General features: G+C 72.1%; 15 protein-coding genes and 1 pseudogene. 11 read left to right on the top strand and 5 right to left on the bottom strand.

All coding sequences use genetic code 11. The annotated features are described in order from the left end of the window. Positions 1–101 precede the first annotated feature (101 nt). Complete coding sequence (locus tag LN251_RS18840) at positions 102–1379, top strand: amino acid deaminase (RefSeq protein WP_458245428.1); 1278 nt, start codon at positions 102–104, stop codon at positions 1377–1379. A gap of 12 nt (positions 1380–1391) precedes the next feature. Beyond that, positions 1392–3023, top strand: coding sequence for an N-acyl-D-amino-acid deacylase family protein (locus LN251_RS18835; RefSeq protein ID WP_458245427.1), 1632 nt, complete (start codon positions 1392–1394; stop codon positions 3021–3023). Between the two features lies 1 nt (position 3024). Here the strand turns inward: LN251_RS18835 and LN251_RS18830 are convergent, their stop codons facing one another. Both LN251_RS18830 and LN251_RS18825 read right to left on the bottom strand, forming a co-directional pair. After that, complete coding sequence (locus LN251_RS18830; RefSeq protein ID WP_458245426.1) at positions 3025–3864, bottom strand: S1 family peptidase; 840 nt, start codon at positions 3862–3864, stop codon at positions 3025–3027. A gap of 145 nt (positions 3865–4009) precedes the next feature. Then, positions 4010–4681, bottom strand: a complete 672-nt coding sequence (locus LN251_RS18825) for a hypothetical protein (protein WP_458245425.1) — start codon at positions 4679–4681, stop codon at positions 4010–4012. A 125-nt stretch (positions 4682–4806) separates the two neighbouring features. Here LN251_RS18825 and LN251_RS18820 point away from each other — a divergent pair, with 125 nt between their 5' ends. From LN251_RS18820 to LN251_RS18810, 3 genes and pseudogenes are all read left to right on the top strand, one after another. Beyond that, positions 4807–6018 carry a pyridoxal phosphate-dependent aminotransferase gene (locus LN251_RS18820; RefSeq protein ID WP_058923519.1) on the top strand — a complete coding sequence of 404 codons (1212 nt, stop codon included), beginning with the start codon at positions 4807–4809 and terminating at the stop codon, positions 6016–6018. 88 nt (positions 6019–6106) lie between these two features. After that, complete coding sequence (locus tag LN251_RS18815) at positions 6107–6523, top strand: SCO4983 family protein (protein ID WP_458245424.1); 417 nt, start codon at positions 6107–6109, stop codon at positions 6521–6523. Between the two features lie 75 nt (positions 6524–6598). Beyond that, positions 6599–7189 (top strand): annotated as a pseudogene (locus LN251_RS18810) (hypothetical protein); the annotation flags it as partial. Positions 7190–7385: 196 nt separating this feature from the next. Here the strand turns inward: LN251_RS18810 and LN251_RS18805 are convergent. Then, the gene (locus LN251_RS18805) at positions 7386–9209 is read right to left on the bottom strand and encodes a phosphoenolpyruvate carboxykinase (GTP) (RefSeq protein ID WP_458245423.1); all 1824 of its coding nucleotides are present in this window, start codon (positions 9207–9209) and stop codon (positions 7386–7388) included. A gap of 367 nt (positions 9210–9576) precedes the next feature. Between LN251_RS18805 and trhA the strand changes: the two genes are divergently transcribed. The 4 genes from trhA to LN251_RS18785 all read left to right on the top strand — a co-directional run bounded on the left by trhA (position 9577) and on the right by LN251_RS18785 (position 13360). After that, positions 9577–10323, top strand: coding sequence for a PAQR family membrane homeostasis protein TrhA (gene trhA / locus LN251_RS18800; protein WP_458245422.1), 747 nt, complete (start codon positions 9577–9579; stop codon positions 10321–10323). A 101-nt stretch (positions 10324–10424) separates the two neighbouring features. Beyond that, complete coding sequence (locus LN251_RS18795) at positions 10425–11972, top strand: MFS transporter (RefSeq protein ID WP_458245421.1); 1548 nt, start codon at positions 10425–10427, stop codon at positions 11970–11972. A gap of 5 nt (positions 11973–11977) precedes the next feature. Beyond that, positions 11978–12610: a TetR/AcrR family transcriptional regulator gene (locus LN251_RS18790; protein WP_458245420.1), complete on the top strand. Its 633-nt coding sequence runs from the start codon at positions 11978–11980 to the stop codon at positions 12608–12610. Positions 12611–12643: 33 nt separating this feature from the next. Continuing rightward, entirely contained in the window at positions 12644–13360 is a 717-nt protein-coding gene (locus tag LN251_RS18785) for a Mut7-C RNAse domain-containing protein (protein ID WP_458245419.1), read from the top strand. A gap of 7 nt (positions 13361–13367) precedes the next feature. Here the strand turns inward: LN251_RS18785 and LN251_RS18780 are convergent, their stop codons facing one another. Together LN251_RS18780 and LN251_RS18775 are read right to left on the bottom strand one after the other, a co-directional pair. Further along, positions 13368–15398 carry a thioredoxin domain-containing protein gene (locus tag LN251_RS18780; RefSeq protein WP_458245418.1) on the bottom strand — a complete coding sequence of 677 codons (2031 nt, stop codon included), beginning with the start codon at positions 15396–15398 and terminating at the stop codon, positions 13368–13370. Next, entirely contained in the window at positions 15379–16017 is a 639-nt protein-coding gene (locus tag LN251_RS18775; RefSeq protein ID WP_458245417.1) for an ArsR/SmtB family transcription factor, read from the bottom strand. Before LN251_RS18775 ends, LN251_RS18780 begins: the two co-directional genes overlap by 20 nt. Before the next feature lie 90 nt (positions 16018–16107). On the opposite strand from LN251_RS18775, the gene LN251_RS18770 reads away from it, so the two are divergent. Together LN251_RS18770 and LN251_RS18765 are read left to right on the top strand one after the other, a co-directional pair. Continuing rightward, positions 16108–16584, top strand: coding sequence for a hypothetical protein (locus LN251_RS18770; RefSeq protein WP_458245416.1), 477 nt, complete (start codon positions 16108–16110; stop codon positions 16582–16584). 97 nt (positions 16585–16681) lie between these two features. Continuing rightward, positions 16682–19885, top strand: a complete 3204-nt coding sequence (locus LN251_RS18765; protein ID WP_458245415.1) for a tetratricopeptide repeat protein — start codon at positions 16682–16684, stop codon at positions 19883–19885. Positions 19886–19911: the final 26 nt, after the last annotated feature.

The following is a 19911-nucleotide window of genomic DNA, read 5'->3' as shown; positions in this document are numbered from 1 at the left end:
GCTTTTCGTTGACCCGGCGTTGGCCGAGATGTTAGACAGCAGTGAGCGACATACGCAACGAGCATTGCAGTGAATGCAACGCACCTGATCAGGGAGGCTGTATGGCCCGCGACACCGGTTCCGAAGCGCTCGCCCGCCTCGCGGAGGAACGCGTCGACCACCGTTTCAAGGGCCTCCCCCCGGACGCCGACGGCCTGACGGTCGGTGAGCTCGCCGCCCAGCGCCGCAACCTGTTCACCGGCGGCTTCACCACGCCCGTCCTCGCGCTGTCCGCCGAGCGCCTGGAGCACAACCTGGCCCTCATGGAGACGTACGCCGTCCGGCACGGCCTGGCGTTCGCCCCGCACGGCAAGACCTCCATGGCGCCCCGGCTGTTCCGGCAGCAGATCGACCGGGGGGCGTGGGGCATCACCCTCGCCGTGCCCCACCAGGTGCGGGTGGCACGGGAGTTCGGCGTCCAGCGGGTCTTCCTCGCCAACGAGCTCGTCGACCCGGCCGCGCTGCGGTGGATCTCCGCCGAGCTCGACGCCGACCCCGGCTTCCGGCTCGTCTGCTACGTCGACTCGGTGCGCGGCGTCGAGCTGATGGACGCGGCCCTCGCCGGGGCGCGGCGCCCCGTCGACGTCGTCGTCGAGCTCGCCGCCGGGGAGGGCGCCCGGACCGGCGTCCGTGACGAGGCCGAGTGCGCGGCCGTCGCGGACGCGGTCGCCGGCACCCGCACGCTCCGGCTCGTCGGCGTCGCCGGGTACGAGGGCGAGGTGCCGCGGGCCGATCCGGAGCGGGTGCACGCCTGGCTGCGGCGGCTGGTCGCGCTCGCCGTCGCCTTCGACGAGGCGGGACGGTTCGCGGGGCTGGACGAGATCGTCGTCAGCGCGGGCGGCAGCGCCTGGTTCGACGCGGTGGCCGACGTCTTCGCGCGGATCCCCGAACTGTCGGCGCCCGTACTGAAGTTGCTGCGTTCCGGCGCCTACGTCTCGCACGACGACGGCCACTACCGCAAGCTCACGCCGTTCAACCGGGTCCCGGAGGAGGGGGCCCTGGAGCCGGCGTTCCGCCTGTGGGCGCAGGTGGTCTCCCGTCCCTCGGCCGAGCAGGCCTTCGTCAACGCGGGCAAGCGGGACGCGGCCCACGACCTCGACCTGCCGTTCGCCCAGGTCGTGCGGCGGGACAGGACCGAGCGCCCGGCCACCGGCGTCTCGGTGACCGCCCTGTCCGACCAGCACGCGTGGCTGCGGACCACCGACGAGGCGGACCTGGAGGTCGGAGACTGGGTGGGGATGGGGCTGTCCCATCCGTGCACGTCCTTCGACAAGTGGCAGCTCATCCCGCTGGCCGAGGCGGACGGCACGGTCGTCGACTACATCCGTACGTTCTTCTAGAGGGAGCCTGCCATGGAAGAGCTCGTCATCCGGGACGCCGACGTCGTGGACGGCAGCGGCGATCCGTCGTACCGCGCGGACGTGGTGATCGACGGTGGCAGGATCGTCTCGATCGTGAAGGAGGCCGCGGCGGCCGGCTGCCAGCGGCCCGAGGCGCGCCGGGAGCTGGACGCCGAAGGGCTCGTGCTGTCCCCCGGCTTCATCGACATGCACGCCCACAGCGATCTCGCCCTGCTGCGCGACCCGGACCACAGCGCGAAGGCCGCGCAGGGGGTCACCTTGGAGGTCCTGGGCCAGGACGGGCTGTCGTACGCGCCGGTCGACGACCGGACCCTCGCCGAGGTCCGCCGGACGATCACCGGCTGGAACGGCTCGGGCGACGACATCGACTTCGACTGGCGGTCGGTCGGCGAGTACCTGGACCGCCTCGACCGGGGCATCGCGGTGAACGCGGCCTATCTGATCCCCCAGGGGACCGTGCGGATGCTCGCCGTCGGCTGGGAGGACCGCGAGGCCACGCCCCGGGAGCTGGACCGGATGCGGCAACTGGTCGCCGAGGGCATGGAGCAGGGCGCGGTCGGCATGTCCTCGGGCCTGACCTACACGCCCGGCATGTACGCCAAGGACGCCGAACTGACCGAGCTGTGCCGGGTGGTGGCGTCCTACGACGGCTACTACTGCCCCCACCACCGCTCGTACGGGGCGGGCGCCCTGGAGGCGTACGCGGAGATGGTGGACCTGACCCGGGAGGCCGGCTGCTCCCTCCACCTCGCCCACGCCACCATGAACTTCGGCGTGAACGAGAGCCGGGCGCCCGAGCTGCTGGCGCTGCTGGACGACGCGCTGGCGTCCGGCGCGGACATCACGCTGGACACCTACCCCTACACCCCCGGCTGCACGACCCTGGCGGCGATGCTGCCGAGCTGGGCGAACGAGGGCGGTCCGGAGGCGGTCCTCAAGCGCCTGGCGGACGACGACACCGCCGAGCGCGTCCGGCACCACATGGAGGCCGTGGGTTCGGACGGCTGCCACGGCGTGCCCATCGACTGGGACACCATCGAGATCTCCGGGGTGAGCGAGCCGGAGCTGGCCGGTTTCGTGGGCCGCAGCGTGCGGGAGTCGGCGGAGCTGCGGGGCGAGAGCCCGTGGGCGACCGCCCGGCACCTGCTGCTGCGCGACCGGCTGGGCTCGACGATCCTGCAGCACGTCGGCCACGAGGAGAACGTGCGCACGATCATGCGGCACCCGGTCCACACCGGCGGCTCGGACGGCATCCTGCAGGGCAGCAAGCCCCATCCGCGCGCCTTCGGCACCTTCCCCCGTTATCTCGGCCACTACGTCCGTGAGTTGGGCGTGCTGTCGCTGGAGGAGTGCGTCGCCCACCTCACCTCGCGTCCGGCGGCGCGGCTGCGGCTGGCGGACCGGGGCCTGGTCCGCGAGGGGTACCGCGCCGACCTGGTCCTGTTCGACCCGGAGACGGTGGCGGCGGGGGCGACGTACGAGAATCCGCGGACGCTGCCGACGGGCATTCCGTACGTCTTCGTCGACGGCCGCTTCGTGATCGAGGACGGGCGGCGGACGGACGTGCTGGCGGGGCGGGCGGTCCGTCGCAGTCCCGTACGACGGAACGCCACCCGCGGCTGAGCTACGGCTTGGGCAGGGTGCAGCCGCTCGCGCTCAGGTTCAGCTTGTTGCCCGTGGTGAAGCAGGCCGGGATCTGATAGGTCTCCTCGGCGTAGTTGATGCCCTGGCGGACGGTGACGTTGCCGCTCTCGTCGACCTCGCACGGGTTGTTCTCCGTGCAGCGCTCGCCGTCCTCGTTGCCGGTGTTGTTGACGGCGACGACCTTGCCGGTGGCGTTGTCGATCACCGGCGAGCCGGAGGTGCCGCCGATGGTCTGGCAGGCGGAGGTGTAGCGGACCGAGTCCTTCCAGGTCCAGTCGCCCTCCTTGATGCGGTAGACGAAGCCGTCGATGTTGCAGGCGTAGGTCCGCTTCCAGTAGCCGGAGACGACCGTGATCGCGGTGCCGGCCGTGGGGTGCGTGTCCTGCAGCGTCAGCGGGCTGATGCCGTACGAGCTCTTGATCGCTGAGTACGTGGTCGTCAGCCGGTAGATGGTGACGTCCGTGTCGGTCATCGTCGAGTAGACGACCTGGTTGGCCCGGAGCGTGGCGATACGGCTGCCGGAGGAGTTCAGCAGGCCGAAGGAGCGGCTGGAGGACTGGCCGGTGATGACCTCGCCGGGCGACGGGAAGCCGGTCTCCAGGCAGTGGCCGTTGGTCATGACCAGCGCCGGGTCGGTGTCCGCGGAGTTGGGGAAGCGGATGACCGAGCCGGAGCAGTTGCTGAGCGAGACGGTGCCGGCGAAGTTGACGGCCCGCAGGGTGGGTGCGGCGCTGTCCTTCACGGGCGCCGCGACCGCGGGTGCCGCGCCGGCCCCGGCGAGTACCAGGGCGGTGACGACGGCGCCGAGAGGCTTCTTCATGTGGGGGTCCCCTCTTACGACTTGGGCGACCGGAGGTCTTCCGGTCGCCCGCGTATTTGTCATGGGCATTGTGAGGGGAGAGGAGTGGCGGGGCAAGGAGTCGTTTCAGGACCGCGGCGGGGGGAGGCTTTGCGCCACCGACCGATTACCGGGGCCGCTTGCCGTGACCGGGATTGTTGCCGGAGTTGCCGGGCGCGTAGGTCGTCTGGACGGGATCGGACCCGGACGTGGTGGCGGGGGCGGAGGGCTGCGGAGAGGCCGTGGCGGCGGCCGTCGGGCTCGCGGCCGGGGTCGTGTCCCCGGGCGTCGCGGCGTCCTTCGCGGGCGTCGCGGAGGCCGGCGCGCCGGACGACGCGGGTGCGTCGCCGCTCGCGGCGGACTCCTCCTGGCCGGTGGGCGCGGGCAGGTCGGTGGCCGACGGCCCCGGGTGCGTCTCCTTCCCGCCGGTCCCGCCCGCGGAGGCCCCCGAGAAGGAGAACCCGGCGATCACGGCGGCGACCGACACGGCCCCCACCGCGCCCGCGACCGCGGCCCGCGGCGAACCCCAGCGGCTGGGCCTGCGCCGGGCACGGTGGCCGGGGGCGGTGCGCGGCCGGGGTCGGTCGGCGTCCGGCACCACGGCGGGCAGCCGGGCCGTCTCGTCGTAGGCGTTCTGCCAGCCGTGCGCGGCGGCGGGGTCGGCGTACTCCTCGTAGGAGGGCGCCGGCTGCTGTTGCGGGTGGTACACGCTCGGCGGGTCCTGCGCACCACCGTCCAGCGGGTGGCGGGTGACGCTCGTCCCCTGCGCCCCGTTCTCGTACTCGGCTGGCCTCGACATGGCCGCGCATTGTAGAGACGGGTGGGGTCGACGAGACAGCTACCGGCGATAACAGCACAAACCACGCGTCTCACGTGTCGGAAAACACGGCCCGAAAGGCGTTACCGGGCCGTAAGCTCCCTGACATGCAGGTGATCCAGTCGACGAAGCTCGCCAACGTCTGTTACGAGATCCGCGGTCCGGTGCTCGAGGAGGCGATGCGGCTGGAGGCGGCCGGGCACCGCATCCTCAAGCTGAACACCGGCAACCCGGCGGCGTTCGGCTTCGAGTGCCCGCCGGAGATCCTGGAGGACGTCCTCAGGAACGTCTCCTCCGCGCACGGCTACGGCGACGCGAAGGGCCTGCTGGCCGCGCGCCGGGCGGTCGTCATGCACAACCAGACCCTCGGCATCGAGACCGACGTCGAGCACGTCTTCATCGGCAACGGCGTCTCCGAGCTGATCGTGATGGCGATGCAGGGGCTGCTGGACGACGGCGACGAGGTCCTCGTACCGGCCCCCGACTACCCGCTGTGGACGGCCGCCGTGTCGCTGTCGGGCGGCACCGCCGTGCACTACCGCTGCGACGAGCAGTCCGACTGGATGCCCGATCTCGCCGACGTCGAGCGCAAGGTCACCGACCGCACCAAGGCGATCGTCATCATCAACCCCAACAACCCGACGGGGGCCGTCTACGACGAGGCGGTCATCAAGGGGCTCACCGACATCGCCCGCCGCAACAACCTGCTGGTCTGCTCCGACGAGATCTACGACAAGATCCTCTACGACGGCGCCACCCACACCCCGACGGCCGCGGTCGCCCCGGACCTGCTGACCCTGACCTTCAACGGCATGTCGAAGGCCTACCGGGTGGCTGGGTACCGGGTCGGCTGGATGTCGATCTCCGGGCCGCGCGCCCACGCCGACTCCTACATCGAGGGCCTGACGATCCTCGCGAACATGCGGCTGTGCGCGAACATGCCGGGTCAGCACGGCGTGGTCGCCGCGCTCAGCGGCCGGCAGTCCATCAACGACCTGGTGCTGCCGGGCGGCCGGCTGAAGGAGCAGATGGACACCGCGTACGAGCTGCTCACGCAGATCCCGGGGGTGAGCTGCGTACGGCCCAAGGGCGCCCTGTACCTGTTCCCGCGGCTCGACCCTAAGGTGTTCAAGATCAAGGACGACCGGCGGATGGTGCTGGACCTGCTGCGCAACGAGAAGATCATGGTCGTGCAGGGGACCGGCTTCAACTGGCCCGAGCACGATCACTTCCGGGTCGTGACCCTGCCGACGGTCACGGACCTGCGGGACGCCATGGGCCGCATCGGACGCTTCCTGGACGGCTACGGCCAGCCGTAAACCTCCACCGCCCCTGATCTTTGCAGTTCACTCAACTTTAGACGGAATCTAAGCTAGGATGGCTTCCTGACAGCACAGGAGGCCATCCATGTACGAACCGATCCGCACCAAGTCGGTCCACAGCACGATGGCCGGCACGACCTCCGACTTCCCTCACCGCTCCCGCGAGGAGGAGCTGGACATCCAGCTCGCCGGCCATCTCGGGGCCCTGCTGACCGTGACGGACGAGCTGCGGGCGGTGGCCCCCTCCCCCGGCCTCGACGAGGCGGCGGAGCGGCTCGCCCGGCAGGTGGCCCGGCTGCGCGGCGGGGTGACACCGACCCGTCTGACATCCGCGCCGGCCGACGCCGACGCCACGGCCCTGCACGAGCGGGCCCACGCCCTCGCCGGCCGCGCCCTGGTCGTGGCGGCCTCCCGCGCCGACACGGCGGCGGCGATCCTCGCCGCCGAGCAGATGGACGTCCACGCTGCCGCGCTGGAGCCGTGCGAGCTGGCGTCCACCTGAGCCCCCCTTCCCCGCGGGGCTCTCTCTGACGGCCCCGGTCCGCGTGCACCCGCAGCGACGCGCGGACCGGGTGCCATGCACTGCGTCGGCTTGAGGTGGGGCGCCTTGTCGCCGGGGGGCTGTCGTGCGAGGGCGGCTGAGGGTTCGTCGTGGCCTGTCGCGCAGTTCCCCGCGCCCCTTTGGGGCGCGTTGCAGGGCCGGGGCCCGTATGTCACGCCCGCGGGCCCCTACTGGCCGGTGGTGGTCGCCGGTCTGTACGGCGCCGGCGCCCTGATCGCCCCACCGGAACGCCCGCCCCAGCCGGACTTCCCGCCGCCGTCGGCCCAACTTGAGGAACTGCGGACCGACTTCGGGAAGCTGGGGGCCTACCTGGCGGAGGCCGACCTGCCCCCGGCCGCCGCGGGCCGCCTCACCGAACTGACGGACCTGCTGACCGCCCTGCTGGACCCGGGCCGGCCGTCCGAACTCCCCACCCACGACCCGGAGGGCGTGCACACCCTGTCCCGGACGGTACGGCAGGACATCCCCGAGGCGGTCGACAGCTACGTACGCACCCGCTGGTGGACCCGCCTGACCCCGGGCTCCGACCCCCCGGAACACCACCTGGAGCGACAGCTCACGCTGCTGCGGGAGGAGTTCTTTTGGGGGCGCGGGGAACTGCGCGACCAGCCACAGACGCCCGCAGACGACAACGGCGAAGGCCCGCCCCCTTCCTCCCGTCGGGGCGGACGGAAGGAGAAGGACGGGCCCGAGCCACACACGCCATTGTGCGCGGCCTCGCCGTACAACACCGCGGCCGGCCGTGACGATCACTGGTCAGGGCACATCCCAGCCGGCCGCGGAGTCTTTCCGGGAGCGGACGTCACCCGAGGCGCTGCACCAGCGCCCGGTACTCGTCCCACAGCTCCTTCGGCGTGTGGTCACCGAACGTGTTGAGGTGCTCGGGAACCAGGGAGGCCTCCTCCCGCCACACGTCCTTGTCGACGGTGAGCAGGAAGTCCAGGTCTGACTCGGACAGTTCGAGGCCCTTGGTGTCGAGGGCGCCCTTGGCGGGCAGGACGCCGATCGGCGTCTCCACACCCTCGGCCTTGCCGTCCAGCCGCTCCACGATCCACTTCAGGACGCGGCTGTTCTCGCCGAAGCCCGGCCAGACGAACTTGCCCTGGTCGTTCTTGCGGAACCAGTTGACGTAGTAGATCTTCGGCAGCTTGGACTGGTCCTTGCCCTTGGCCACGTCGATCCAGTGACCCATGTAGTCGCCCATGTTGTAGCCGCAGAAGGGCAGCATGGCGAACGGGTCGCGGCGCAGCTCGCCGACCTTGCCCTCGGCGGCCGCGGTCTTCTCGGAGGCGACGTTGGCGCCGAGGAAGACGCCGTGGTTCCAGTCGAAGGACTCCGTGACCAGCGGCACCGCGGAGGCGCGGCGGCCGCCGAAGAGGATCGCCGAGATCGGCACGCCCTTGGGGTCCTCCCACTCCGGCGCGATGATCGGGCACTGCGAGGCGGGCACGGTGAAGCGGGCGTTGGGGTGGGCGGCCGGGGTGTCGGACTCCGGCGTCCAGTCGTTGCCCTTCCAGTCCGTGAGGTGGGCCGGAGTCTCCTCCGTCATGCCCTCCCACCAGATGTCGTTGTCGTCGGTGAGGGCGACGTTGGTGAAGACCGAGTTGCCCCACAGCGTCTTCATCGCGTTGGCGTTGGTGTGCTCACCGGTGCCGGGCGCGACGCCGAAGAAGCCGGCCTCGGGGTTGATGGCGTAGAGCCGGCCGTCCTCGCCGAACCGCATCCAGGCGATGTCGTCGCCGATCGTCTCGACCGTCCAGCCGGAGACCGTGGGCTCCAGCATGGCGAGGTTGGTCTTGCCGCAGGCCGACGGGAAGGCCGCCGCCACGTACTTGGACTCGCCGGTCGGCGGGGTGAGCTTGAGGATCAGCATGTGCTCGGCCAGCCAGCCCTCGTCGCGTGCCATGACGGACGCGATGCGCAGGGCGTAGCACTTCTTGCCGAGCAGGGCGTTGCCGCCGTAGCCGGAGCCGTAGGACCAGATCTCGCGGCTCTCCGGGAAGTGCGAGATGTACTTGGTGGAGTTGCACGGCCACGGCACGTCGGCCTCGCCCTCGGCCAGCGGGGCGCCCAGGGTGTGCACGGCCTTGACGAAGAAGCCGTCGGAGCCGAGCTCGTCGAGGACCGGCTGTCCCATGCGGGTCATGGTGCGCATGGAGACCGCGACGTAGGCGGAGTCGGTGATCTCGACGCCGATCGCGGAGAGGTCGGAGCCGAGCGGGCCCATGCAGAACGGGACGACGTACATCGTCCGGCCCCTCATCGAGCCGCGGAAGATGCCCTTCTCGCCCTGGAAGATCTCCCGCATCTCCGCGGGGGCCTTCCAGTGGTTGGTCGGGCCCGCGTCCTTCTCCTGCTCGGAGCAGATGAAGGTGCGGTCCTCGACCCGGGCGACGTCGCTCGGGTCGGAGGCGGCGTAGTAGGAGTTCGGGCGCTTGATCGGGTCGAGCTTCTTGAAGGTGCCCTTCGCGACGAGCTCCTCGCACAGGCGCTCGTACTCGGCCTCGGATCCGTCGCACCAGACCACGTTGTCCGGCTGGGTCAGTTCCGCGATCTCGTTGACCCACGAGATCAGTTCCTGGTGGTTGGTGGGGATCACGGTGGGAGCCGCGATGTCGCGCGCCACGATTGCTCCTAAATGAGGGATTTGTGATTGTGGAGGCCCCGTGGGGGCTGCGACCCGGATGCTGCACGACTGGATCTTCAGCGCTCATCCGGTGCCGACCGCACTCATTTGATGATCCGAGTCGAGTGCCCATATGTCCAGAGGCCCTCACAAGTGAGCGGAGTGGGGATCGTCACGCACAAGGGTGTTTCCACGCGTGATTTTGCGTGCACGTTGAGTTCACCTGAAGCTTCTTTTGCCGGACGCCCGCGCACCCACCAGTCATGAGCCGCACACCCACCGGCGGCCATGAGAGGATGGCCACTCTTCATCGCTTCTCGGCCCGCGCTGATCCCTAACTTACGGTTCCGTAGGTACGATGCAGGGCATGACTGCGCCCGTCCCCGACGCCGCCAAGAACACGCCGGCCGCCGGCCGCCGTCCAGAGGCGAACTCGATCCCGCACCAGCTCAAGCAACACGCCCAGCAGATCACCGACCCCCTCAAGCCGAAGCTGCGCGGCTGGCTGCACCTCGGCATGTTCCCGGCCGCCCTGGTCGCCGGCCTGGTGCTCACCGCCCTCGCCGACTCACCCCGCGGCCGCATCGCCTGCGGCATCTACGCCCTGACGGCCTGCCTGCTGTTCGGCGTGAGCGCCCTGTACCACCGCGGCAACTGGAGCCCGCGCATGGACGGCATCCTGCGCAGGCTCGATCACGCCAACATCTTTTTGATCATCGCGGGCACCTACACCCCCCTGACGATGCTGCTCCTGGACGGGGCGAAGGGGCAGTGGCTGCTGTGGGGCATCTGGGGCGCGGCGCTCGCGGGCATCGCCTTCCGGGTGTTCTGGGTGGGCGCCCCGCGCTGGCTCTACACCCCCTGCTACATCGCGATGGGCTGGGCCGCCGTCTTCTTCCTGCCCGACTTCATGCGCACCGGCGGCATCGCGGTCCTGGTCCTCGTGATCGTGGGCGGCCTGCTCTACAGCGCCGGGGGCGTCATCTACGGCATCAAGCGGCCGAACCCCTCCCCGCGCTGGTTCGGCTTCCACGAGGTGTTCCACTCCCTGACGCTCGCGGCGTTCGTCGTCCACTACATCGGCATCTCGCTGGTGGCCTACACGCACACGTAGCCCCTCACGACCCCGCAGGGCCACGGCTTCCCCGCCGTGGCCCTTTTTTGCATGCCGATTCCGATTGACAGCCACCCTATTTTGAAAGCTACTCTCATTTCATGGTTACTGTCACTCCGGATCCACGGCGCTGGTGGGCCCTCGCGGCCCTGGTCGCGAGCATGCTCACGCTCGGCTTCGACATGACGATCCTCAACGTCGCGCTGCCGACCATGGCCGCCGACCTCGGCGCCACCACCGGCCAGCAGCAGTGGATGGCCGACTCCTACATCGTGGTCTTCGCCGCCCTGATGCTCCCCGCGGGCCTGCTCGGCGACCGCTTCGGCCGCCGGCGCATGCTCATCGCCGGGCTCGGGATCTTCCTGACCGGTTCGCTCGTGGGCGCCCTGGCCGCGGACGTGAACTGGGTCGTCGCCGCCCGGGCGGTCATGGGCGTCGGCGCGGCACTCGTCACCCCCCTCGCGCTGTCCGTCCTGCCCTCGCTGTTCGCCGCGGACGAGCGCACCAAGGCCGTCAGCATCATCTCGACCGCCTCCGCGCTCGGCCTGCCGCTCGGCCCGATCATCGGCGGCTGGCTGCTGAACCACTACTGGTGGGGCTCGGTCTTCCTGATCAACGTCCCGATGGCCGCGATCGGCATCGCCGCCTGCGTCTTCCTGCTGCCCGAGACCAGCGACCCCGCCTCCCCGAAGGTCGACACCGTCTCCACGGCGTGCACCGCGCTCGGCCTCGGCGCCCTCGTCTACGCCATCATCGAGGCTCCCGACCGCGGCTGGGGCGACCCCCTGGTCCTCGCCCTGTTCGCCGCGTCCGCCGCCCTGCTCACCGCGCTGGTGCTGCGCGAGCGCCGGTCCGCGCGGCCCATGCTGGACATGACGCTGCTCGGCCACCGCGGCTTCCTGCTCAACACCGTCGCCGCGACCCTGGTGATGTTCGTCCTGTCCGGCCTGCTGTTCGTGCTGCCGCAGTACCTCCAGGCCGTGCGCGGCAACGACGCCCTGGGCACCGGCGTCCGGCTGCTGCCGATGATCGGCGGTCTGACGGTCGCCGCGAAGGGGGCGCCGGCCGCCGCCCAGCGGTTCGGTGCGCGGGCCACGGTGAGCGCGGGCCTGGTCGTGCTGGCGTTCGCCGCGTTCCTCGGCAGCCGTACGACCGTCCACTCCGGCTACGGCTTCACCGCGCTGTGGCTGTCGGTCACCGGGGTCGGCTTCGGCTTCGCGCTGGTGCCTGCCATGTCCGGGGCGCTCGCCACGCTGCCCAGGGACCGGGCGGGCAGCGGCTCGGGCCTGCTGATGACCCTGCGTCAGGTCGGCGGCGCCATCGGCATCGCCCTGCTCGGCAGCCTGCTCTCCGGCGCCTTCCGCAACCGGCTGGACGTCGCCGGGCTTCCCGCCGGGACCGCGGACACCGCCCGCGACTCCGTCGTCGCGGCCCACATCGTCGCCGTCAGGGCGCACTCGCCCCGGCTCGCCGCGTCCGCGGACGGCGCCTACCTGCACGGCATGGGCATGGTGCTGCTGGTGTGCGGCTGCGCCGCCCTCGTGTCGGCCCTGCTGGCCGCCGCGTTCCTGCCGAACGCACCCGTCGCCGGGAAGGAACCGCAGGACGCCCCGCCGATGGCCGGCGCCGTGGCGGATGCCGGACAATGACGTCCATGACGGCCGCACGCTCCCCCCTCTCCCCCGCCGACCGCCCCCCGCTCGGCCTGCGCGAACGCAAGAAGATCAAGACCCGTGAGGCGATCCGTGCGGCGACCTACGCGCTGATCGGGGAGCAGGGGTACGACGCCACGACGATCGAGCAGATCGCCGAGCGCGCCGAGGTGTCGCCGTCGACCGTCTTCCGGTACTTCCCCACCAAGGAGGACATCGTCCTCACGGACGAGTACGACCCGCTGATGCTGGAGGAACTGCGCGCGCGGCCCGCGGACGAGACGTGGATGGACTCCGTGCGGTACGTGATGCACCGGGCCATGGACGTGATGACGGAGGAGGACCCCGACGTGGTGCGCACCCGGGCGCACCTGTCGGCGCAGGTCCCCGCGGTCCGGGCCCGGATGATCGAGTCCATGTCGGAGACCGGACGCCTGCTGCGCCGGGCCATCGCGGAGCGCTCCGGCCTGCCCGCCGACTCCCTGGAGGTCCGCGTCTGCGCGATGTCCCTGGTCGGCGGGCTGATGGAGGCCAACATGTGCTGGGCGGAGAACGGCTTCCGGGACGACCTGCGCGACCTCGTGGACCGCGCCCTGGACGTCCTGGAACACGGCCTCCCCACGGAAAACCGCTGAGCCCCTCGTTCCCGCCCGTGACATCCTGACCGGGTGAACGGTCCCGAGATCCACGTCGAGTTCGCCCCCGAACTGGCCCTGTTCGTCCAGCGCCGGCCGCACCGGACCCTCGTCACCGACGGCGTGTCCTCCCTGGGACACGCCGTGGAGTCGGCCGGCGTCCCGCTCACCGAGGTCGGCACGCTGCGGGTCGACGGCCGGGAGGTCCCGGCGTCCTACGTGCCCGCCGCCGGCGACCGTGTGCAGGTGGGGACCGTCGAACGCCCCCAGCGGGTGCCCGGGGCTCCCCTGCGTTTCCTCCTCGACGTCCACCTCGGCACCCTCGCCCGCCGGCTGCGCCTGCTCGGCGTGGACACGGCCTACGAGTCGACGGACATCGGCGACCCGGCGCTCGCCACCCTCTCGGCCGCCGAGAAGCGGGTCATGCTCAGCCGCGACCGGGGCCTGCTGCGCCGCCGCGAACTGTGGTCCGGCGCCTACGTCTACAGCACCAGCCCCGAGGACCAACTCCGCGACGTGCTGGAACGGTTCCGGCCCGAGCTGCGGCCCTGGACCCGCTGCACCGCGTGCAACGGACTGCTGAAGGAGGCCACCAAGGAGGAGGTCGCGGACCAGTTGCGCGGCGGCACCCAGCGCTCGTACGACGTCTTCGCCCAGTGCCGGGACTGCGGCCGCGCGTACTGGAAGGGCGCGCACCACGAGCAGCTGGTGGCCATCGTGGAGCGCGCCCTGGCGGAGTTCGCGAGCTAACCGCTGCTCAGTCGTTCAGGGCCGTGCGCAGTCGCTCCGGGTCGGTGGTCGGGGCGTCGCAGGTGAAGTTGCGGCAGACGTACGCCGTTGGCCGGCCGTCGCTCAGGGGCCGGTCGGCGAGCAGGGGGAACTCATCGCTGTCCGGGGTCCCCACGGCCACGACCGCACCGGGGGCGGTGCCCAGAAGCGCCGTACGGTGCAGGGTCCTGGTGCCGCCGTCGTCGAGGCCCGGACCGACGATCGCGACCTCCCGCGGCCCGTCGAGCAGCGCCTCGGCGACCGCGAGCCCCCAGCCGATGAACCGCGGCACCCGCGGACCCAGCGCCTTGACGACCCCCAACGCCCTTTCGGCGGCGGTGCGATGGGGCTCGGAGCCGGTGTGGGCGGCATAGCCGAGCAGGGCGCCCGCGGCGGCCGTCCAGCCGGACGGCACGGCGTTGTCGGTCGGGTCCTGCGGCCGGCGGATCAGCCGCTCGGCGTCCGCGGCGGTGTCGTAGAGCGCACCCGACTCGGCGTCGGCGAAGCGGGCCAGGACGTGGTCGAGCAGAAACCCGGCGAACTCCAGCCAGACGCCCTCGCCGGTGACGGACGCCAGCGCCAGGAAGCCCTCGGCGACGTCGGCGTAGTCCTCCAGTACGCCCGCGTTGGCGCCGGCCCGGCCGTCCTTGCTGGTGCGGGAGAGGCGGGCGTGCTCGTCGAGATGCAGCCGGACGAGGAGGTCGGCCGCCGTGACGGCCGCGTCGACGAGGTCGGGGCGGTCGAAGTAGGCGCCGGTCTCGGCGAGGGCGGCGATCGCCAGGCCGTTCCAGGCGGCGACGACCTTGTCGTCCCGGCCGGGAGCGGGCCGCTCGGCGCGCGCGGCGAGCAGGCGCTCACGGACGGAGGCGATCCTCTCGGCGTCGACCAGGCCGTCGCTCTGCGGCAGTTGCAGCACCGACTGACCGTGCTCGAAGGTGCCCTCCTCGGTCACGCCGAAGTACTGGGCGGCGAGTTCGGCGTCGTCGTCCCCGAGGACGTCGCGCAGCTGCCGGGGCGTCCACACGTAGTACGCGCCCTCGACGTGCTTCCCGGTGCCGTCGTCGCTGTCGGCGTCCAGCGCGGAGGCGAACCCGCCCTGCTCGGTGCGCAGTTCGCGCACCATGAAGTCGGCCGTCTCCAGCGCCACGCGCCGGGCGAGCTCGGAGCCCGTGGCCCGCCACAGGTGCGCGTAGACGCGGCACAGCAGCGCGTTGTCGTAGAGCATCTTCTCGAAGTGCGGCACGATCCAGTCGCGGTCGACGGAGTAGCGGGCGAAGCCGCCGCCGAGCTGGTCGTAGATCCCGCCGCGGGCCATGCGTTCGCAGGTGTCGGCGGCCATCTGCAGGGCGCCCTCGGCACCGGTGCGGGCGTGGTGGCGCAGCAGGAACTCGACCACCATGGACGGCGGGAACTTGGGGGCGCCGCCGAAGCCGGCGCGCTGCGCGTCGTACTCGCGGGTGAGCCCGAGCAGGGCCTGCGCGAGCTCCTCCTCGCCGGGGGCCTCGGGGCCGCCGTAGGAGATCTCGCGGCCTGCGAGGTCCCGCACGATCTTGCCGGCGACCTCCGCGACCTCCTCGCGCCGGTCGGCCCAGGCGCCGCGCACGCCCTCCAGGACCTGCCGGAAGGAGGGCATGCCGTGGCGGGGGGCGGGCGGGAAGTAGGTGCCGAAGTAGAACGGTTCGGCGTCCGGGGTGAGGAAGACGGTCATGGGCCAGCCGCCCTGGCCGGTGGCCGCCTGGACGGCCTCCATGTAGACGGCGTCGACGTCGGGGCGCTCCTCGCGGTCGACCTTGACGCTGACGAAGTGCTCGTTGAGGAAGTCGGCGGTGGCCCGGTCCTCGAAGGACTCGTGGGCCATCACGTGGCACCAGTGGCAGCTGGAGTAACCGACGCTCAGCAGAACGGGCTTGTTCGCCTTGCGGGCCTCCTCGAAGGCCTCGGCCGACCAGGGCCACCAGTCGACGGGGTTGTCGGCGTGCTGGAGCAGGTACGGGGACGTCTCATGGGCCAGTCGGTTCACTCCTCCACTCTCCCACGGGCTCGGTCACGGCGTAGAAACGCATGTTGACCGGGCGCGCCCCCTCGGGGGCGGTCTCGCGCGGGTGGCCGTAGCGGTCCAGCAGGGCGCGGTACTCGCGCAGGAACGCGAGGAGTTCGTCCTTGGTGAGCCAGGTGCCGTGGCGCTGCACATGGGCCCAGCCGTCCGGGCCGCGGTACTCCTCGTGGGCGCGGCGGAAGAGCTGGGTGTCGACGTCGATCTTCAGCAGGGCGAGGTGCCGGGCGGCCTCGAACTCCTCCTGCGTCATGGTCGCCGGGTCGGGCGTGGTGTGGCTGAACGGCAGCAGCCGCCACCACCGCTCCCGGCCGCCGGACTTCTCCGGGATCTCCTCGACGAGCCGCTGCTCGGCGAGTTTGCGCAGGTGGTAGCTGGTCGTCCCGGAACTCTCGCCCAGCTCGCGGGCGAGCACGGTGGAGTTCGCCTCGCCGTGCCGGCCGAGGTAGTCGAGGATGCGGCGGCGCAGGGGGTTGCCGAGGGACTTGTACAGCGCCGTGCGCTCCAGGCTGGTCATGCCGGTGCGCCCGGAATGGGTGGTCCCGGTGTGCCCGGAGCCGGTCGTCTCGGTCGTGCCGTCGCTCATGCGGTCACGGTAACCCTGAGCAACCCTGATCCGACCCTGAGGTCCGCCGATTTTCTTTGCAGAATTTTCTCTGCGTTCTAGCGTGAGGGGGTGGGAACGGAATGGGGGAAGAGCGTGAAGAAGCAGTCGTACGAGAAGCAGCTGGCGGGGTGGACCCTGCTGCTGTTGGGCATGGCGGTCGGCGTGGTGGCCGTCGCCGTGAAGCGGTGGACGCTGGTCTTCCTGAGCGCGGCCGCCGTCCTGCTGGTGCCGTGGGCGGTCGTGCTGGGCCTGACCCTGCCGGCCGACACCGAGGTACGGCACTGGTCGCCGGCCTGGATCGGCCTGGACGTGCTGATGGCCGCGGGCTGCGCGGCGACGGCCCTGCTGGGCCTGCGCCGCCACCCCGCCGCCCGGCTCACGGCCTCGGCCACGGCGGCCGTCGCCGTCCTGGACGCCTGGTTCGACATCACCACCGCGCAGGCGGGCTCCGGCCTCGCCCAGGCCCTGGCCTGCGCGGTGGGCGAGGCGGCGCTGGCCTGCGTCTGCGTGTACCTGGCGGTGACGGACCGCCGCTCCCGGGCCTGAGGGGCGGTCATCCGCGGTGATCGCGGCCCTCTGTCGCTCGCGCCCCTGGCGAAGGACACTCATAGGCACAGGAGTTGCCGCCGGAGGGGGAAGCGACATGCGGGACGCCCATCGGGCGGAGGCCGAGCGGCTGTTGGCCCGGGCCGTGGAGGAGGAGGTGCGGCGCTCCGGCGGCCGCACCGACGGGGGCGTCCTGCTGTCGCGGGCGCGCGGAGCCCTCGACGCGATGGCGGAGACGGCCGCCGAGGAGTACGCGGCCTACACCCGCGCGCTGGACGAGGCGGACGCCGGACGCCTCACCTTCGCCCAGCGGTACGCGCGCGAAGGGGCCGGAACTCCCCTGCTGGTGGCGGCCGTCGCCGCGCTCGCGGCCACCGTCGCCGACCTCGCCTTCGGCACCGGCGCCGGCACCGCGGTCGGGGCGGGCGCGACCGTCGGGGTCGTGGCCGCCGCGACGACGGTCGTCAAGGTCGCCGGTTCCCATCTGCCCGACGCACACCACCACGCCGGTGCCGCCCACCAGCCGGGCGGCGCCGAGCAGCTGCGCCTGCAATGGCTGACGGCACTGGAGGTGCGCGGCATCCGCCCCTTCCTCGACCAGCAGCGGGTGCTGGCCGCCTCGACGGGGCCGAAGCAGAGCGGCCCGCGGCTGAAGGGCGCGGACAAGAGCGCCGCGGCCCGCGGGCGGACCGTGCTGCAGCAGTCGTTCGGCCAGCTCCCCTCCCCCGAGGGCACGTTCTCCGGCCGGCGGCAGGAGATGGCCCGGATCAGGCAGTGGGTGCAGGCATCCCGCGCGAGCACGGAGACCCGCCCGACGGTCGTCGTGCTGCACGGCGCCCCCGGCAGCGGGCGCACGGCCCTCGCCGTGCGCGCCGCGCACGACCTCAAGGACTACTTCCGCGGCGCCTGCGTCGTCGACCTGCGCGGCGGCAGCCCGGAGGAGACCCCGCTGTCCACCCGGGACGCCCTGCTCCACCTCCTCAACCGCCTCGGCGCACCCCGCGAACAGCTGCTGTTCCGCGAGCGGTCCTCGCCCGACCAGCAGGTCAAGCGGCTGAGCGAGCTGTACCACCAGCACCTCAAGGGGCTTCCCGTCACGATCGTCCTGGACGACGCCTCCGACCCCGAGCAGGTCCGCGCGCTGGTCCCCGAACGCTCCGACAGCCTGGTGCTGGTCACCACCCGCAAGCCCCTCGCCCTGCCCTCCGGCCTCCAGGCGTGGGCGCACGAGCTGCCGGTCGAGGCCCTGGACGCGGCGGGCGCCGAGGAACTCCTGGACGCCGCGGCCCAGGAGAGGACCGAGCCCTACGACGCCCAGTCCGCCGAGCGGATCCGGGAGTTGTGCGGCGGCCTGCCGCTGGCCCTGCGTATCGCCGGCTCGTCGCTGGGCCCGCGCTCCCCGCGCCGGCTGGCCACGGACCTCGGCGCGTACGGCCCGGTCGAGCCGACGGAGCGCGCCCTGTGGCTGCGCTACACCGACCAGTCCGACACGGCCCGCCGGCTGCTGCGCCGCCTCGCCCTGGCCGGCCGGGCCTCGCTCGGCGCTGCGGCCGCCGCCGCCCTCCTGGCCACCGACGAGACCGAGGCGAGCCGCCAACTGGCCGCGCTGTCCCGTGCGGGCCTGATCGACCACGTCCGCGGCAGCCGCTACCGCCTGCACGACCTGGTGCGGGCCTTCGCCCAGGCCCGGCTGCTCGACGAGGAGGAACCGGCCGAGCGCACGGCGGCGCAGGAACGGCTGATCGTCAACTACGCCGAGCTCGCGGACTCCGTGCTGCGCCTGGTCGACGGCAACATGTCGACCCGCTCGGACCGCTTCGGCCCGCACGGCTTCACCTCGCTGGAGGAGGCACTGCGCTGGCTGGACGACGAGTCGAGCTTCATCACCTCCACGCTGCGGCACGCGGAGGGCGTGAACCAGGCGGCGGTCCTCAACCTGCTCGGCGCCCTGTGCGACTACTGCCTGCTGCGCGGCGACCTGTACCGCCTGGGCGAGATCAGCGAGCTGGCGCAGGCCGTCGACCAGGGCCTGCTGGTCCGCTCGGTGCAGTGGCGCACGGGCATCGCGGCCCGTCAGCTCGGCGAACTGGACAAGGCGCGCACCACCCTGTCGTCCGTCGTCGACCTCTACCTGGAGGCGCATCACGACGCGGGCGCCGCCCGCGCCCTGTGCTCCCTCGGCATCACCCTCCACCACCAGGGCCACTTGACCGAGGCGGCGGCCAAGCTCCGCGAGGCCCTGGACCTGCAGTCCGCGCCCGAACTGGCCACGGACCGCGCCTGGACGATGCACGCCCTGGCGGCGGTGGAGCGCGACCGCGGCCGGGTCGCCGAGGCCCTGGACCTGCTCACCCGCTCCCTGGTCGGGCACCGCGAGGGCGAGTCGGTGCACGGCGAGGCCTGGGCACACTTCCAGCTCGGCCAGCTGAGCCTGCGCATGGGCGACGTCCCGCGCGCGGAGTCGGAACTGCGCGCGGCCCTCGACCGCTACGGCCGCACCCGCGACGCCCGTGGCGAGGCCTGGGCCCTGACCCAGCTCGCCCGCGCCCGCCTGGTCGCCGGCGACCCCTCGCCGGCCGTGGACGGCCTGCGCCAGGCGGCCGCCCGCCACCGCGAGAACGAGGACGCGCGCGGCGAGGCCTGGACGGTCTACTACCTGGGCCAGGCGCTGGAGGAGACGGGCAACCTCGATCTGGCCGTCCGCGAACTGGAACGCTCCCGCACGATGTTCTCCCGGATGCGGGACGTCTACGGCCTGGCCTGCGCGCGCCACCACTCGGCGCGCGTCACCCGCGACCAGCGGGCCGCGCAGACCGGTTCGCTGCGCAACTCCGGCTTCGCCAGACAGCTCCTGGTCGACGCCCGTGCCGACTTCCAGCGCATCGGCGTCGCCCACGGCGAGGCCTGGACCTGCCTGGAACTGGCGGTCGTCGACGCGGGCAACGCCCGTACGCCCCAGGCACTGGCCCTGTGCGACGAGGCCATCGACCTGTTCGCGTCCTACGGCGACCTGCGCGGGGAGGACTGGGCCCGCTTCCTGCGCTGCACCCTGCTGCCCTACGGCGCTGCCGGCGGCGTCGAGATCGGCACCGCGGTCGCCCAGGAGGAGCTCGCCCAGCTCTCCCGCGCGAGCCATCCTCTGCGGGACGAGAAGCTGGGCGACTGCATCGAGGCCTACCGGCTCCTGCTGGAGCGGGGCGTCGATCTGGACACGGGCTGGCAGGCCTGGCGCCTGGGCATGGTGCCCGGCCGGCACGCGCGGGAGGTGATGGGCGTGCCGGTGGCCGTGCGGCAGGACTGACGTCCGTCAGCCCCGCCACCGTCGGC

The organism is Streptomyces sp. MAI_2237 (genome assembly GCF_054189285.1).
Note: the sequence above shows the minus strand (reverse complement) of the source record. Positions and strands in the feature narration are given on the sequence as shown.

Excerpts from the sequence above, each read along its gene's own strand:
- LN251_RS18840 (WP_458245428.1), top strand. The coding sequence starts at position 102 with ATGGCCCGCGACACCGGTTCCGAAGCGCTCGCCCGCCTCGCGGAGGAA.
- LN251_RS18830 (WP_458245426.1), bottom strand. The coding sequence starts at position 3,864 with ATGAAGAAGCCTCTCGGCGCCGTCGTCACCGCCCTGGTACTCGCCGGG.
- LN251_RS18795 (WP_458245421.1), top strand. The coding sequence starts at position 10,425 with ATGGTTACTGTCACTCCGGATCCACGGCGCTGGTGGGCCCTCGCGGCC.
- LN251_RS18815 (WP_458245424.1), top strand. The coding sequence starts at position 6,107 with ATGTACGAACCGATCCGCACCAAGTCGGTCCACAGCACGATGGCCGGC.
- LN251_RS18790 (WP_458245420.1), top strand. The coding sequence starts at position 11,978 with ATGACGGCCGCACGCTCCCCCCTCTCCCCCGCCGACCGCCCCCCGCTC.
- LN251_RS18835 (WP_458245427.1), top strand. The coding sequence starts at position 1,392 with ATGGAAGAGCTCGTCATCCGGGACGCCGACGTCGTGGACGGCAGCGGC.
- LN251_RS18765 (WP_458245415.1), top strand. The coding sequence starts at position 16,682 with ATGCGGGACGCCCATCGGGCGGAGGCCGAGCGGCTGTTGGCCCGGGCC.
- trhA (WP_458245422.1), top strand. The coding sequence starts at position 9,577 with ATGACTGCGCCCGTCCCCGACGCCGCCAAGAACACGCCGGCCGCCGGC.
- LN251_RS18820 (WP_058923519.1), top strand. The coding sequence starts at position 4,807 with ATGCAGGTGATCCAGTCGACGAAGCTCGCCAACGTCTGTTACGAGATC.
- LN251_RS18825 (WP_458245425.1), bottom strand. The coding sequence starts at position 4,681 with ATGTCGAGGCCAGCCGAGTACGAGAACGGGGCGCAGGGGACGAGCGTC.
- LN251_RS18775 (WP_458245417.1), bottom strand. The coding sequence starts at position 16,017 with ATGAGCGACGGCACGACCGAGACGACCGGCTCCGGGCACACCGGGACC.